The following is a 14706-nucleotide window of genomic DNA, read 5'->3' on the forward strand; positions in this document are numbered from 1 at the left end:
ACGTCGGGGATCGGGCCGCGGCGCCCGTGGGGATCGCGAAAGCGACGTTCGTGTACGACCTTCCCACGGAACCCGTGCGCCCTTCCGCCGACGGGGGGACGCACGGATCCGACGGTCCCTCAGCGGGCCCGGTGACGCAAGAGGGAGAACGCGCCGGTGAACGCCGCCGCGGCGAGGACGAGCACCATGGCGGTGGCCGCGAGGTGGACGGCCCAGAAACCGTGCAGGGGGCCGTGCAGGGGCTGCCACGCCGTGCGCAGGCAGAGCCTGATCACCAGGGTCACGGCGGCGGCCACGGCCAGCGCGGGCAGGGCGCGGCGCAGCGCGATCCCGGCGAGCGTGCCGACGGCGAGGCCGAGCAGCAGCAGGGCCGGCAGCAGCGGGCCGCGCGGGATGAAGACCCGGTCCCAGGTCCAGTTCGTGACCAGGGCGCCCTGGTCCGAGGTCCACACCCAGCCGAAGGCCAGCGCCAGCACGCCGCCGCCGGCGAGCAGCGGTACGGCGGCCGCGATCAGCTTCCCGGCCAGCCAGCGGGCCGGGGAGACCGACTGGGTCCAGGCCAGTCTGGCGGTGCCCGACTCCAGTTCCCGGCCGGTCAGCGCGGCGCCCGCCCAGGCGGCGACCGCTACGCAGGACCAGCCGAGGGCCTCGCCGAGGAAGTCGAAGACGTTGTCGGCGTCCGTGAACGCCGAGTAGCCGCAGGCGGGGAGGTCGCCGTCGGCGGAGTAGTGGAAGCCCTGGCAGGCCCGCTCGGCGGGCACCCGGGAGAAGTGCAGCCAGAGCAGCCAGCCCGTGACGAGCAGTCCGAAGGCGGTCCACACGAGCAGCGCCGGGCGGTGCAGCCGCCGCAGGGAGCGCCGGGCGCCCGCGGGACCGGGAGCGGGGGCGGCGGACAGGGCGGTCATCAGGCGGTCGTCCTTCCGGTCAGGCGGCGCAGCGCGAGGAAGCAGCCCAGGGTCAGCAGGGCCGCCACGGCGAGGAGCACGGCGGTGGTGGTCAGCTGGAGCGGCCACTGGTGCGAGGCCGGGTGGTAGTCGCCGTAGGGGACGTCGTGGGCGAGCGTGCCCGACCGCCAGGTCCAGGTGGTGTGGGGCAGGTCGAAGAGGGCCTGTCCGGTACGGGTCCGCCACGGCCACAGGTGGGGCATGAGCAGCTGGACGGCGGCCCAGAGAGCGCCGGTGAGGAGCAGGCCGAGACCGAGGCCGGGCAGGGCGCGGCGGGAGAGCAGGCCGGTCAGCGCGCCCGCGGCCAGACCGCACAGGACCAGGGCGACGAGGGTCGGTCCGTTGGCGTAGAACGTCCAGACGTCGTACCACTCCTTGGGGCTGTCGATCCGGTCGTGGCCCGCGGCCCAGGCCAGGTGGTGCAGCCAGACCAGCAGCGCGGTCCCGGCGGCGACGGCCGCGGCCGGTACCGCGAGCCGCACGGCCAGCCAGCGCACGGGGGTGCTGGACTGGGTCCAGGCCAGCCGGGCGGTGCCGGACTCCAGCTCCTTGCCGAACGCGCCACCGGCCCAGCCGGCGGCCAGGAGGGGGACCGCGGCCACGGTCAGGGTGGCGTAGTTGTACCAGTCCTTGTAGCGCAGGATCGCTTTCTGGTCGTACCTGCACGGCCCCGTTCCCGTGCAGGCGTCGTAGTGGCGCCAGGCGTCGGCCGCGGCGTCGGTCAGTGGACCGTGCAGGAGGAGGAGCAGGACGGTGAGGGCCAGGACCAGGCCCGACCAGACGTACAGCGCCGGGCGGTGCAGGCGCAGCAGCCAGCGGGCGAGGTGGGCCCGGGAGGCAGGCGCGGGTGCGGTCGCGGTGGTCAGGGCGGTCATGCGGCAGCCTCCACCGCGGTCAGGGCCGGGGCCTCGGGGTTGCGGAGGTGGGCGAGGACCAGCTCCTCCAGGGAGGGCGCGTCCGTGCGCCAGTCGGCGGGCACCGGGCCCGCGGGGCGGATCATGGCGCTGAGCTGCCGCCCGGTGGTCCGGGAGTCCACGACGGTGTGCGGGGCGAGGCCGGCGCCGGCGGGGGCGGTGACCCGGGCGTGCGCGGCGAGCAGGTCGTCGATCTCGCCGGCCAGCCTGACCCGGCCGCCGCCGATCAGCAGCAGGTGGTCGCAGGAGTCCTCCAGCTCGGCGACCACGTGCGAGGACATCGCGATGGTGGTGCCGTGCTGGGCGGCCTCCACCATGAGCAGGCCCATCAGTTCGTGCCGGGCCAGCGGGTCCAGGTCGGCCATCGGCTCGTCCAGGAGCAGCAGTTCGGGCCGCTTGCCGAGCGCGAGGGCGAGCGCGACCCGGGTGCGCTGGCCGCCGGAGAGGGAGCGGACCCGGGACCTGGGGTCCAGGTCGCCGCCGGCCACGACGTGCTCGGCGGCGGCCGCGTCCCAGCGGTCCGGGTTGAGACCGGCGCCCATCCGGAGCGTCTCGGCGATGGTGAGCTGCGGATACAGCGGCTTGTCCTGGGCGAGGTATCCGACCCGGCTGCGTGCCTCGGCCGGGGTGGTGCCGAGGACGGTCAGCTCGCCCTCGTTCGGGCCCAGCAGACCGGCGGCGAGGGCGAGGAGGGTGGATTTGCCCGCCCCGTTTGGGCCTACGACGGCACACACGCGGCCGGTCGGCAGCCGGAAGCCGCAGTCGCGCAGCGCCCAGCCCCCGCGCCGGCCGAACCGCTTGCCGAGCGCGGTGGCCGCTATCGCGGTCTCGGTCATGAACTCTCTCCTTGGAAGTGCTTCTCGTGCACGCCGAAGTCCTTCTCCACTGCGGCGAAGTGCTTCTCCAGTACGGCGGTGAAGAGCGCGGCCACGTCGTCCCGGTCCAGGCCGGACTCCCGGGCCCGCACGGCCCAGACGTCCAGCTCCCCGTGCAGCGGGGACTCGGCCGACGCGGTGCCCAGGGCGCGCTTCACGAACGTGCCCAGGCCGCGCCGGGCCTCCACCAGGCCCTCCCGCTCCAGCTCCCGGTAGGCCTTGAGGACCGTGTTGGGGTTGATGGCCGTGGCCTCGACCACCTCGCGCGCGGTCGGCAGCCTGTCCCCCGGCTGTATGTGACCGAGCCGGAGCGCCTGCTTGGTCTGCTGGACGATCTGGACGTAGGTGGCGACGCCGGAGCGCCGGTCGATGCGGTACTCGACCACCCGTACAACCACCCTTTCACTAATTGAGTAGTGAAAGGGTGGTGGAAGGCTGCCGGGAAAGTCAAGGCGGGCCTCTGTGAACCGGTCGGCGGGGCTCGTGCGATGAGGAGACGTGAGCGGAACGAGAAGCGACGGGGAACTGCTGCGGGCGGTCGCCGCGGACTCGGACCGGCGCGCCTTCGAGGAGCTGTACCGGCGGTACGCGCCGTGGCTGACCGCGCGGCTGCGCGGCCGGTGCGCCGATCCGGCGGTCGTCGACGACGTCGCGCAGGAGACGTTCCTCGCGGTGTGGCGGGGAACGGCCCGCTACCACGCGGAGGGCGACGCCGCCGGGTGGCTGTGGCGGATCGGGTCACGGCGGCTGGTCGACGCGCTGCGCGGTGACGGAGCCCGGGGCCGGCTGCGGCACCGGGACGAGGCCTCGGCGGAGGAACGCGTGCTCGCGGGGGTGGAGCACGGGGACCTCGCCGGGGCCCTGGTCAGGTTCTCGCCGGAGCTGCGGGCGGTGCTCCAGGCGACGGTGATCGACGGGCTGACCACCCGGGGGCGGCGGTCCTGCTCGGCTGGACGGCCGGCTGGGCGGGGGTGGAGCGCCGGGTGCGGGCCGAGGCGGGCGGCGCGGCGGCCACGGCCCGGCTCACCGTCCGCCAGCGCATCCAGGAGATCACCGACCTGACCACGGACGGCGCCCTGACGACCGGTTCGGCCCGGGACACGGTCACCGTCGGCACCCAGTGGGGCGGCAACCGGGTCCTCGAGTTCGCCGTCGGTGTCGCCCGGGTCCTGGTGACGGGCGACGAGGCGGCGGCCCTCGACCTGTGCGACGCCCGCGGGGTCACGACGATGTGGCTCGCCGACGCCACCCCGGAGGCCACCTTCCGCCGGCTCCGCAGCGACGACAGCCTTACCGGCCCGGCGGCGGTCCTCACCCCGGACGGCGGCGGCATGGGCGTCTCGGCACAGGTCGCCGAGGTCGTACGGAGCCTGTTCCGGGCTCCGCACGACACGATCGCGGCCCGGGTGAAGGCCCACTGGCCCGAGCTGACCCCGTCACGGACGACCGCGGCGGAGGCGGCCCGGCTGCTGGGCGTGCCGGTCCCGCAGGGCAAGAACGACTGCGGGAACGGCTGACGGCGGAGCCGTGGCGGCGGCGAGCCCTCCCGACCGGCCGACGGTCCTCACGTCTCCGTGCGGTACATCAGGTCCGTCTCGTGGGTGGTGAAGCCGAGGCGTTCGTACACCGCCACCGCGGCCGTGTTGTCGGCGTCGACGTAGAGCATCGCCGTCGGCAGGCCCCGGTCCGCGAGGTGGCGCAGGCCGATCGTGGTGAGGGACTTGCCGAGTCCGCCGCCCTGCGCGGTGGGGGAGACGCCGAGGACGTAGACCTCGCCCAGGAGTTCCTGGTCGTGCACCTTCGTCCAGTGGAAGCCGAGCAACTCGCCGTCCCGCTCCGCCAGGAAGAAGCCCGCCGGGTCGAACCAGGGCTGGGACCTGCGGTCGTCCAGGTCGCGCTGGGTGAGCGAGCCCTGTTCGGGGTGGTGGGCGAAGGCGGCCGCGTTCAGGGCGAGCCAGGCGCTGTCGTCCTGGCCGGGCACGAACGTCCGGACCGTCACGCCCTCGGGGAGCTTCGGGTCGGGCAGGTCAAGGCCGGTCAGCGGGCGTCGCATCTGACGCAGTTCGCGGAACAGGGTGAGGCCGAGCACCTGGGCGAGATGGCGGGCCGCCGAGTGGCCGCCGTGGGCCCACACGCGCAGCCGCTTGCCGGAGGCCGCGAGGAGGGCGGAGCCGAGCGCGCGGCCGTGGCCGTGGCCCCGGTGGGCGGGATGGACGACGAGTTCCGCGGCCGGCGCCTCCACCGGGTCGGTGTCCTCCAGTTGGGCGTAGCCGACGAGTTCGCCGCCGACGGTCAGCAGCAGATGGGAGACGCCCTCGCGGGCGCCGCCGCGGATCTGGATACGGCCCTGCTCGGACACCGGCTGCTGGCCGTCGGACCGGGCCGCCTCCACCAGCAGCCCCAGCACGGCCTCGGCCTGGTCCGGGGTGAGCGCGGAGTAGGTGTCGATGGAACGGGAGTGCATGGGCGGCCGTGCGGTGTCGTCGCTGGTCATGCGTACGAGGGTACGGGGCCGGACCGGCAAAGTGGCGACACCGGGGAGGGTAAAGGGCAGGGCAACCGGCAACCAAGATGTAACCATGAACCCCCTGTTGTGCTACGCGCGTTGACCCTAGGCTGCGCCGGACCGGGCCACTTCTCAGCAGACCCACAGGGGGGTTCCATGCAAGCGAAGTCCAGACCGTCCAGAGGGCGTACGTACGCGCTGCTCGCGTCGGCCGCCGGGCTCGCCACCGTCGCAGCCCTGGCGAGCGCGCTGCCCGCCGACGCGCACTCCGGCAAGGGACACGGGCACCACGGCCCCAGCCGCTACCAGGACGTCCAACTGCTCTCCTTCAACGACCTGCACGGCAACCTGGAACCGCCGTCGGGCTCGTCGGGCCGGGTGACCGAGACCCAGGCCGACGGGACGACGAAGACGATCGACGCGGGCGGTGTGGAGTACCTCGCCACGCACCTGCGCGAGGCCCGCAAGGGCAACCCGTACTCGGTCACGGCCGCCGGCGGTGACATGGTCGGCGCCTCCCCGCTGATCTCCGGGCTCTTCCACGACGAGCCCACCATCGAGGCGCTCAACAAGCTCGACCTGGACGTGACGACGGTCGGCAACCACGAGTTCGACGAGGGCGCCAGGGAACTCGCGCGGCTGCAGAACGGCGGCTGCCACCCCACCGACGGCTGCTACACGGACAAGAGGTTCAAGGGCGCCGACTTCCCCTACCTGGCCGCCAACGTCCTCGACGACAGGACCGACAAGCCGATCCTGAAGCCGTACTGGGTCTGGAAGAAGAAGGACGTCAGGATCGGCTTCATCGGCGTCACCCTGGAGGGCACGCCGGGCATCGTCTCCGCCGACGGTGTCAAGGGGCTGGCCTTCAAGGACGAGGTCGAGACGATCAACAAGTACGCCAAGGTGCTCCAGCGCCAGGGCGTCCAGTCGATCGTGGCACTGGTGCACGAGGGCGGTTTCCCCGCTTCGTCCAGCTACAACTACGACTGTGACGCGCCGGGCGCCGGCAGCGGCATCTCCGGCCCGATCGTCGACATCGCGAAGAACGTGTCGCCGGCCGTGGACGCGCTGGTCACCGGCCACACCCACACCGCGTACGTCTGCACGGTCGACGACCCGGCGGGCAACCCCCGCATGGTCACGTCCGCCGCCTCCTTCGGGCGCCTCTACACCGACACCACGCTGACCTACGACCGCCGTACCGGCGACATCGCGCGCACGGCCGTGAAGTCGGCCAACCACGTGGTCACCCGGGACGTCGCCAAGGCGCCCGACATGACCGCGCTGATCGGGAAGTGGAACACCCTCGCCGCCCCGATCGGCAACCGCGCCATCGGCCACATCTCCGCCGACGTCAACAGCACCGGCACCGAGTCCCCGATGGGCGACCTGATCGCCGACGCGCAACTGGCGTACGGCAGGAAGCTGGACCCGGAGACGGATCTGGCGCTGATGAACCCGGGCGGGGTGCGGGCCGGACTGACCTATGCGGCCAAGGGGACCGAGGGCGACGGCGTGGTGACCTACGCTGAGGGCTTCACGGTCCAGCCGTTCGCCAACACCGTCAACCTCCAGGACTTCACCGGGGCGCAGGTCATCCAGGTGCTCAAGGAGCAGGTGAGCGGCGGCAACGCGGCCGCGCCGAAGATCCTGCTGCCGTCGAAGGGCCTCACCTACACCCTGGACCTGACGAAGACGGGCGCGGACCGTGTGGTCACCGGCTCCGTGAAGCTGAACGGCACCGCCATCGACCCGGCGGCCACCTACCGCGTCGCCACCAACTCCTTCCTCGCGGGCGGCGGCGACGGCTTCACCACCCTCGGCCAGGGAACCGGCGACGTCGTCGGCACCGACGACCTGTCGGCCCTGGCGGACTACCTGACGGCCGGCTCCTCGGCCGCGGCTCCGCTCGCGCCGCCGGCCACGGACCGGATCACGATCGTGCAGTAACCCCCCCGGCATCCGTACGGGCCCGGTGTGCGCACCCCGCGCGCACCGGGCCCGTTCTGTTCGGTAAAACCTGTGTGAGACGGTGTTTGGTTCCACATTGCTTCTGAAAATTAATCTCAGCCGTAATTCATTGAGGTCTAAGTGAAAATGGCTTTCTTCGGCCCGTGGGGCACGTAATGTTTTCCAGGTCGAAAGCGAACGGCGCAGACGACACAACGAAGGAGAACACCATGAGCTTCCACAAGATCGCCCCTGTCAAGAAGCACCACAAGCCCGCTCCGGCCCCGAGGAAGCTCGCGCCGAAGAGGCCGGAACCGAAGCGTCGCCCCGTCGGCGACAATTGCTGACAAGGAATTTACAGGCGTAATTAAAAGCAATTCACAGGCCTGCGGCGAGGCGGGGTCACCGGTTGAGCACGGTCGTGCCGGAGGCCCCGCCTCGGCCATGTCCGGGCCCGGACGGATGACAGAAGGGAGTCGTCGACCATGAGAGAAGCCCGGGTGGCCTTCCGCCGCTTCTGGCCGCTGACCCGCGGTGACCGCGGGTGGCTCGGCGCGATCATCGCCTGCGTGGTGGTGGCCGCGCTCGCCGAGACCGCCGCGATCCTGCTCTTCGCCGACCTCACCGACAACGCCCTGGCGGCCGGTTCCCTGTCCGCCTTCTGGGGACCGGCCGGCGCCTGGCTCGGCGTCGCCGCACTCGGCGCGTTCGTCGGCTACCTCGGCAACTCGCTGGCCACCTGGACCGCCGAGAGATTCGTCCTGCGGCTGCGCGCCAAGGTCTTCCGGCACCTCCAGGGCCTGCCCCCGCACTTCTTCCAGGAGCACCGCCGGGGCGACCTGGTGGAGCGCCTCACCGGTGACGTCGAGGCCATCGAGCAGATGGTCGTGTCCGGGGCCGTCGGCACCGTCGCCGCCGCGTTCTCCGCCGTCTTCTACGCGGCCGCCGCCTGCCGGCTGCGCTGGGACCTGGCCCTGGTCACCTTCGTCCTCGCGCCCCTGTTCCTGCTCGCCGCCCGCCGCTTCTCCGGCCGGATAGGGAAGGCAGCCAAGGACGAGCGGACCGCCGACGGCGCGATCACCTCCGTGGTCGAGGAGTCCCTCGGCAACATCGTCCTCACCCAGGCGTACAACCGGCACCGGGACGAGGAGAAGCGCCTGGACGCCGAGGCTCGCGCCTGGATGCGGGCGAGCGTGCGCGGCGCCCGGCTCAGCGAGATGTACGCGCAGTTCGTCGAGGTCGTCGAGACCCTGTGCGTCCTCGCCGTCATCGGGCTGGGCGTCTGGGAGATCTCCGCCGGCCGTATGACCCTCGGCCAGTTGCTGGCCTTCGCCGCCTTCCTCGGCTACCTCTACCCGCCGGTCCGCAGCCTCGGCCGGCTCGGCCTCACCCTCACCGCGGCCACCGCGGGCGCGGAACGCATCGGCGAGATCCTGGACGCCGAGCCCGCCGTCACCGACCCCGTCCGTCCGGCCGGCCCCTGGCCGGTGCGCGGCTGGGTCAGCTTCCACGGCGTTTCCTTCCGCTACCCGGGCGCCCGCCGCGCCTCCCTTCGCGACATCGACCTCGCGGCCGGACCCGGCGAACTGGTCCTGGTCACCGGCAGGAGCGGCGCCGGCAAGTCCACCCTCTCCAAGCTCCTCACCCGTTTCTACGACCCCTCGGCCGGCGTGATCCGCCTGGACGGCGTCCCGCTTCCGGAGATACCCCTGGCGTTCCTCCGCGAGAACGTGGCCCTGCTCCCGCAGCAGACCCTGATCCTCAACGGCACCGTCCGCGAGAACATCGGGTGCGGCCGCCCCGGCGCCACGGACGGGGACATCGAGCAGGCGGCCCGCGCCGCCGCCGCCCACGACTTCGTCGCCGCCCTCCCCGAGGGCTACGACACCCGCATCGCCCCCGGCACGGCCGCCCTCTCCGGCGGCCAGCTCCAGCGGATCGCCATCGCCCGCGCGATGCTGCGCGCCGCCCCGGTCCTCGTCCTCGACGAGCCGACGGCCGGCCTGGACGCGATCGCCGCCCGCCAGGTGGTGGCCCCGCTGCGCAGGCTGATGGCGGGCCGTACGGCCATCGTGATCACGCACGACCTCACCCTCGCCCCCGACGCCGACCGCGTCCTGGTCGTCGACGCCGGCCGCCTGGTGGAGGCGGGCACGCACACCGAACTCCTCGCCCGGGGCGGCGCCTACGCCGCCCTGGCCCGTCCCCTCCCGGAGACGACCGCGGCGGCACCGGCGCCGGTGCCCGACGAGACGCTGATCCTCAGGTGGTAGCGGCGCGCGGTGGTTCAGAGGGTGACGACGGCGACGACGGCCACCACGATCGCCACCGCCACCGCCAGGCCCACCACCACCGACCACGTCTTGCGCCGGGCGATCCGCCGCACGATCTGCTCCTCGACGGCCGGACGCAGCTCCCAGTCGAAGCCGCGGTAGGGGACCGCGGTCAGGCAGATGTCGGTGATCTCGGCGTACGGGTCGTCCAGCTGCCAGTTGTTGAGCTGCGGCAGCGGGAACCGGCGGCCGTCGAAGTCGTACAGGAAGACGACCCAGTCCGGATACGTCACCCCGGAGCCGCCGCCCGGGACGCGCTCGACCCGGATGCCGTACACCTCCCGCCACGCCCAGGTCCGCGCGCGCAGGGCCCACTGCGCGGTGACGCCCTGGGCCGTGATCCGGGTGTGTGCCCGGTACTGGTTCAGCGGGACCATGACGAGGATCACCAGGAACAGCAGCCCGAACCCGAGCGCGCCCCATCTGCGCAGCCCGGTGTCGTCCGTGTAGAGCCGTAGGAACGCTCCCCCCATCACCGCGCCCACCACCAGGAAGTACCGCCCCGGCAGCCTGCGGCGTCTCCGGTACACGCGCTCCACGCCTGTCGCCTCCCCCATCGAGGCCCCCCTCATCCGGGCCCGCACCGAACTGGTGCGCGGCTGAGGAGAGGATAAGACCATGCACTGTGACGTCAGTTGCGCGGTCGGACGGTCCAGTACCACTGGAGTACGGCGCTCAGCGCGACGCCCGAGACCACCGGCACGCACACGATCAGCAGGAAGGGGTGGTCGGCCCGGTCCGCGAACACCAGCGCCAGGCTGACCACGAACATCACCACCATCATGGCGACGGCTCCGTACCCGCCCCACAGCCGTGCCCTGCGGCGCAGGGCCCCGCGCCGGATCCGCTCCTCGACGTCCGGGCGCCGTCCCCAGCTGAGGCTGCGCTCCGGGTCCGCCGTCAGGCACAGCTCCGAGACCTCGGCGTAGGGGTCGGGCAGTTGCCAGTCGTCGAGGTGCGGGAGCAGGAAGCGGCGTCCGTCGTAGTCGTACAGGTAGGTGAACCACCGGGGACCCTGCCGGCCGGAGCCCCGCGGGAGTGGCTCGACCCGGATGTCGTACACCTCGGACCAGGCCCAGGTGCGGGTCCGCAGGGGCCGCCGCGCGGTGATCCCGGCGCTGGTGACCCTGGTGTACGCCCGGTACTGCTCCAGCAGGACCCGCACCAGGGTCACGATGATCAGCACGATCATGACCGGCGGCCCCCACCGGTACCCGCCCTCGCCATGGGGACGGCCGGCCTGGAAGAGCGCGTTGAGCAGCACCACCCCGAGCAGGAGCAGATACGCTCCCGGCGGTCTTCGCCGCTTGCGGTACTCCCGCTCGAACTCACCCTCGCCCACGCCCGAACCCCTCCCCGCGCGCACCGGACGGGTGCGCGACTGGGGAGAGGATAGGCCGCCTCGATGCGGCGTCTTCAGGCAGGTCAGGAGGCGGCTACGCGGTCTCGGGCGGAGGCGTGGACGCTCCCGGCAGCCGTACGGTCGCCACCGTGCCGCCGCCGGACGCGTGGGCCAGGGTGACCTCGCCGCCGGCCTGCTGGACCGTGCGGGCCACGATGGACAGGCCGAGGCCGGAGCCCGGCAGGGCGCGTGCGCTCGGGCTGCGCCAGAAGCGGTCGAAGACGTGGGGGAGTTCGTCCGCGGGGATGCCCGGGCCGTGGTCGCGGACCGTGAGGACGCCGTGGTCGAGGACGACGTCGATCGTGCCGCCCTCGGGGCTGAACTTCACGGCGTTGTCGAGGATGTTGACGATCGCCCGCTCCAGCGCGGAGGGTTCGGCGCGCACGAACCACGGCCGGACGTCCGCCGTGATCTTCAGTTCCGGGCCGCGCAGACGGGCGCGGCGCAGGGCCGCCTCGATCGTGTCCTGGAGGGCGACCACCTGCACGCGTTCGCCGCGCTGGCCCTCCGAGCGGGACAGCTCCTGGAGATCGCCGATCAGCGACGCCAGCTCCGTCATCTGCGCCTTCACCGAGGACAGCAGCGCCCTGCGGTCCGCCGGGGGGATCGGGCGGCCCGTCTCCTCGCTGCGGGTGAGGAGCTCTATGTTCGTGCGGAGGGAGGTCAGGGGGGTGCGCAGTTCGTGGCCGGCGTCGGCGATGAGCTGCCGCTGGAGTTCGCGGGAGCTCGCCAGGGAGGTGGTCATGCTGTTGAACGACCGGGACAGCCGGGCGATCTCGTCGTCCGACTCCTCCTCCACCGGGATGCGGATGCTCAGGTCCTCGGTACGGGCGACGTGTTCGACGGCCTCGGTGAGTTCGTCGACGGGGCGTAGACCGGCGCGGGCGACAGCCAGGCCCGCGGCTCCGGCACCGATGACCCCGATACCGGAGACGAGAAGGAGGATCAGGGCGAGGTCCTTGAGGGTGTCCTGGGTGCTCTTCAGGGGAACGGCGGCGATCAGTCCGACGTAGGACCCGGTATCGGTGGGGAACACCTGCGTCATCACGCGTACGGCGTTTCCGGCCCCGTCGGTGCCGTTGCGGAAGTAGAGCGTGTTGGTGTCCCCGGACTTGATGATGTCCTTGTCGCCCTGGGTGACCTCGACCGCGCCCGTCGAGCCGGTCAGCAGACAGACCTTGCCACTTGTCGTGACCGCCTGGCCGTAGTTGGTGCGGAAGCTGTTCGTGTCCTGGGGGGTGGGGGAGCAGTCGGCGAGGGCGTGGCTGAGGATGTCGAACACCACAGGTCCGCGCTGCTGCTTCTGCAGATCGCTCTCCAACTGCTCGTACAGCTTCCCCTGCACGATGAACCAGCAGGTCACCGACACCGCCGCCACCGCGAACGCCACCGCCGCCGCGACCAGCATCGACAGTCGGGCGCGGATCGGGAGGTTGCGGAAGCGGCGGGCGAGGCCGGTCACTCGGCGCCACCCTGGCGCAGGACGTATCCGACGCCGCGCACGGTGTGGACGAGGCGGGGCTCGCCGCCGGCCTCGGTCTTGCGGCGGAGGTACATGACGTAGACGTCGAGGGAGTTGGAGGAGGGCTCGAAGTCGAAGCCCCAGACGGCCTTGAGGATCTGCTCGCGGGTGAGGACCTGGCGTGGGTGGGCCATGAACATCTCCAGGAGCGTGAACTCCGTGCGGGTCAGCTCCACCTGCCGTCCGGCCCGGGTGACCTCGCGAGTCGCCAGGTCCATGCGCAGGTCGGCGAAGGTGAGCGCCTCGTCCTCCTGGCCGCCTTCGGCGACCGTGCCCGCGTAGGAGCTGCGGCGCAGGAGAGCACGGATACGGGCGAAGAGTTCGTCGAGTTCGAAGGGCTTGACCAGGTAGTCGTCCGCCCCGGCGTCGAGGCCGGTGACCCGGTCGCCGACCGTGTCGCGGGCCGTCAGCATCAGGATCGGGGTCCTGTCGCCGGCCCCGCGGATGCGGCGGGCGGCGGTCATGCCGTCCATCCGCGGCATCTGGATGTCGAGGACGATCAGGTCCGGCTTGCAGGCCGTGGCCTTGTCCAGCGCGTCCGCTCCGTCGACGGCGACCTCGGTCTCGTACCCCTCGAAGACGAGGCTGCGCTGGAGTGCCTCACGTACGGCCGGCTCGTCGTCGACGATCAGGATGCGCTGGGGGTCACGGTCGCCTTCGGCGGGGCTCATCGCTCGCGGTTCCTCGGGGTGTGGTGGTTCCGGGTGGGGTGGGGCGCCTCTCAGCCTCGCATGTTTCCGGGCTGTCGGGTATGCACGCCGGTGGGGCGATACGCCCCTAACCGCGCACCAGGGTCATCCGGCTCAGCGGCACCTTCCGCTGGTGCGGGCGGTCCGCGGACGTGCGCAGGCCCATCAGCTGCGGGGCCGGCACGATCTCCGGGGCGCGCGGCGCCACGGTCACCGCCGCGGCCCTGGCCGGTGCGTTGAGTTCGTACGCCACCTCGAGGGCGAGGTCGAAGCCGGCCGGGTCGTCACCGCTCGTGAGGTGCATAATCTGCTTGATCATGACGTACTCCCTTGCGCTCGGTCTGCTCGTGGTGCCGTGCTTCAGCTGGTGGAGCCCGCCCGCAGCTTGGCCAGGTCGGACTTGACGGTGTTGATCGGGATGGCGAAGCCGAGGCCGACGCTGCCCTCGTCCGAGGAGGACGACGAGGAGTCCGAACCGGCCGAGTACATCGCCGAGTTGATGCCGATGATGTTGCCGCCGGCGTCGATCAGCGCGCCGCCGGAGTTGCCGGGGTTCAGCGAGGCGTCGGTCTGGATCGCCTTGTAGGTCGTCGTGGACGAGCCCGTGTCGCCGTTGAACTGCCGGCCGCCGAAGGAGAACGGCCACTGGCCGTCGCCGCCGCCCTGGCTCTGCTGGTCCTGGCCCTCGTCGGTGGCGACGGTCACGTCCCGGTCGAGCGCGGAGACGATGCCGCTGGTGACGGTGCCGCTGAGGCCCTCGGGGGAGCCGATCGCGACGACCGTGTCGCCGACCTGGACGCCGTCGGAGTCGCCGAGGGCGGCGGTCTTGAGCCCGGAGGCGCCCTGGAGCTTGACGAGGGCGAGGTCCTTGGCGCTGTCGGTGCCGACGACCTCGGCGGTGTAGGACTTGCCGGTGCTGGTCGTCGCCTTGATCGACTGGGCGCCGGAGATCACGTGGTTGTTGGTGACGATCTCGCCGTTGCTGCTGATGACGACGCCGGAACCGGTGGAGGTGCCGTTGCTGAGGGTGGCGGTGATCTCGACGACGCTCGGGCTGACGGCGGCGGCGATGGTGGCGACGTCACCCTTCTTGCTGGAGGGCACCACGTTGGTGGAGGTGCTGGAGGAGACGGTGTCGTTCTTGCCGGTCAGCTCCTGGAAGGCGTACGCCGTGCCGCCGCCGACGGCCGCCGCGACGATCGCGACCGCGGCGAGGAGGGCTATCGGGCCCCGGGTGCGCTTCTGCCCGGCGTGGACCGAGTGCTCCGGGTGCTCCGCCGTGTACTCCGGGAACCGCGCGGTCTGCGGCTCGGGGGCGGCCTGCGGGGCCGGCTGGTGGGCCGGCGGGGGCGGCCACTCCGGGTTCACGGGGGCGGAGGCGTGCTGCTGCTGGGGGTACGCGCCCTGGTAGGCGTCACCCTGGGGACCCTGGGGGTTCTCGTACTCGCCACTGCGGCGGAGGCTCTCGGTCATGACATTTAGCTTGTCCCGCGACCATGAGAGCTGGCTGAGGGCCCGCTGAGAACGCCGCGAGAAGCGCGTTTGCCCGATATAAGGAACCTTCTCGC

The 14706-nt window shown here is 72.2% G+C and carries 14 protein-coding genes and 1 pseudogene; 4 read left to right on the forward strand and 11 right to left on the reverse strand.

The window, feature by feature from the left end; all coding sequences use genetic code 11:
- Window positions 1-119: 119 nt before the first annotated feature.
- The 4 genes from ACZ4O3_RS39050 to ACZ4O3_RS39065 are packed head-to-tail and all read right to left on the reverse strand — an operon-like array spanning window position 120 to window position 3119.
- Entirely contained in the window at window positions 120-905 is a 786-nt protein-coding gene (locus tag ACZ4O3_RS39050; RefSeq protein WP_467726960.1) for a hypothetical protein, read from the reverse strand.
- On the reverse strand, window positions 905-1819 hold the full coding sequence (locus ACZ4O3_RS39055) for an ABC transporter permease (RefSeq protein ID WP_467726961.1): 915 nt from the start codon (window positions 1817-1819) through the stop codon (window positions 905-907). Before ACZ4O3_RS39055 ends, ACZ4O3_RS39050 begins: the two co-directional genes overlap by 1 nt.
- The gene (locus ACZ4O3_RS39060) at window positions 1816-2694 is read right to left on the reverse strand and encodes an ABC transporter ATP-binding protein (RefSeq protein ID WP_467726963.1); all 879 of its coding nucleotides are present in this window, start codon (window positions 2692-2694) and stop codon (window positions 1816-1818) included. Before ACZ4O3_RS39060 ends, ACZ4O3_RS39055 begins: the two co-directional genes overlap by 4 nt.
- On the reverse strand, window positions 2691-3119 hold the full coding sequence (locus tag ACZ4O3_RS39065) for a GntR family transcriptional regulator (protein WP_362721556.1): 429 nt from the start codon (window positions 3117-3119) through the stop codon (window positions 2691-2693). The genes ACZ4O3_RS39060 and ACZ4O3_RS39065 overlap by 4 nt, the downstream gene beginning before the upstream one ends.
- A gap of 112 nt (window positions 3120-3231) precedes the next feature.
- Between ACZ4O3_RS39065 and ACZ4O3_RS39070 the strand changes: the two are divergent.
- Together ACZ4O3_RS39070 and ACZ4O3_RS39075 are read left to right on the forward strand one after the other, a co-directional pair.
- Window positions 3232-3695: pseudogene (locus ACZ4O3_RS39070) on the forward strand (RNA polymerase sigma factor); the annotation flags it as partial.
- Window positions 3696-3716: 21 nt separating this feature from the next.
- Complete coding sequence (locus tag ACZ4O3_RS39075; protein WP_467727035.1) at window positions 3717-4250, forward strand: hypothetical protein; 534 nt, start codon at window positions 3717-3719, stop codon at window positions 4248-4250.
- A gap of 47 nt (window positions 4251-4297) precedes the next feature.
- On the opposite strand, the gene mshD is transcribed toward ACZ4O3_RS39075, so the two are convergent.
- A complete protein-coding gene (gene mshD / locus ACZ4O3_RS39080; protein WP_362721550.1) occupies window positions 4298-5227 on the reverse strand; it encodes a mycothiol synthase in 930 nt (309 codons plus the stop codon).
- A gap of 168 nt (window positions 5228-5395) precedes the next feature.
- On the opposite strand from mshD, the gene ACZ4O3_RS39085 reads away from it, so the two are divergent.
- Together ACZ4O3_RS39085 and ACZ4O3_RS39090 are read left to right on the forward strand one after the other, a co-directional pair.
- Entirely contained in the window at window positions 5396-7192 is a 1797-nt protein-coding gene (locus ACZ4O3_RS39085; RefSeq protein ID WP_467726965.1) for a bifunctional metallophosphatase/5'-nucleotidase, read from the forward strand.
- A gap of 485 nt (window positions 7193-7677) precedes the next feature.
- Window positions 7678-9465, forward strand: a complete 1788-nt coding sequence (locus ACZ4O3_RS39090) for an ABC transporter ATP-binding protein (RefSeq protein WP_467726967.1) — start codon at window positions 7678-7680, stop codon at window positions 9463-9465.
- Window positions 9466-9479: 14 nt separating this feature from the next.
- Here the strand turns inward: ACZ4O3_RS39090 and ACZ4O3_RS39095 are convergent, their stop codons facing one another.
- From ACZ4O3_RS39095 to ACZ4O3_RS39120, 6 genes are all read right to left on the reverse strand, one after another.
- Entirely contained in the window at window positions 9480-10082 is a 603-nt protein-coding gene (locus ACZ4O3_RS39095; RefSeq protein ID WP_467726969.1) for a PH domain-containing protein, read from the reverse strand.
- A gap of 74 nt (window positions 10083-10156) precedes the next feature.
- Complete coding sequence (locus ACZ4O3_RS39100) at window positions 10157-10867, reverse strand: PH domain-containing protein (RefSeq protein WP_467726971.1); 711 nt, start codon at window positions 10865-10867, stop codon at window positions 10157-10159.
- Between the two features lie 94 nt (window positions 10868-10961).
- On the reverse strand, window positions 10962-12389 hold the full coding sequence (locus ACZ4O3_RS39105) for a sensor histidine kinase (RefSeq protein WP_362727277.1): 1428 nt from the start codon (window positions 12387-12389) through the stop codon (window positions 10962-10964).
- Complete coding sequence (locus ACZ4O3_RS39110) at window positions 12386-13120, reverse strand: response regulator transcription factor (protein ID WP_467726972.1); 735 nt, start codon at window positions 13118-13120, stop codon at window positions 12386-12388. Before ACZ4O3_RS39110 ends, ACZ4O3_RS39105 begins: the two co-directional genes overlap by 4 nt.
- 106 nt (window positions 13121-13226) lie before the next feature.
- A complete protein-coding gene (locus ACZ4O3_RS39115; protein WP_362727281.1) occupies window positions 13227-13457 on the reverse strand; it encodes a hypothetical protein in 231 nt (76 codons plus the stop codon).
- 41 nt (window positions 13458-13498) lie between these two features.
- Complete coding sequence (locus ACZ4O3_RS39120; RefSeq protein ID WP_467726974.1) at window positions 13499-14611, reverse strand: S1C family serine protease; 1113 nt, start codon at window positions 14609-14611, stop codon at window positions 13499-13501.
- Window positions 14612-14706 lie beyond the last annotated feature (95 nt).

The organism is Streptomyces sp. NPDC026515, assembly GCF_055567595.1.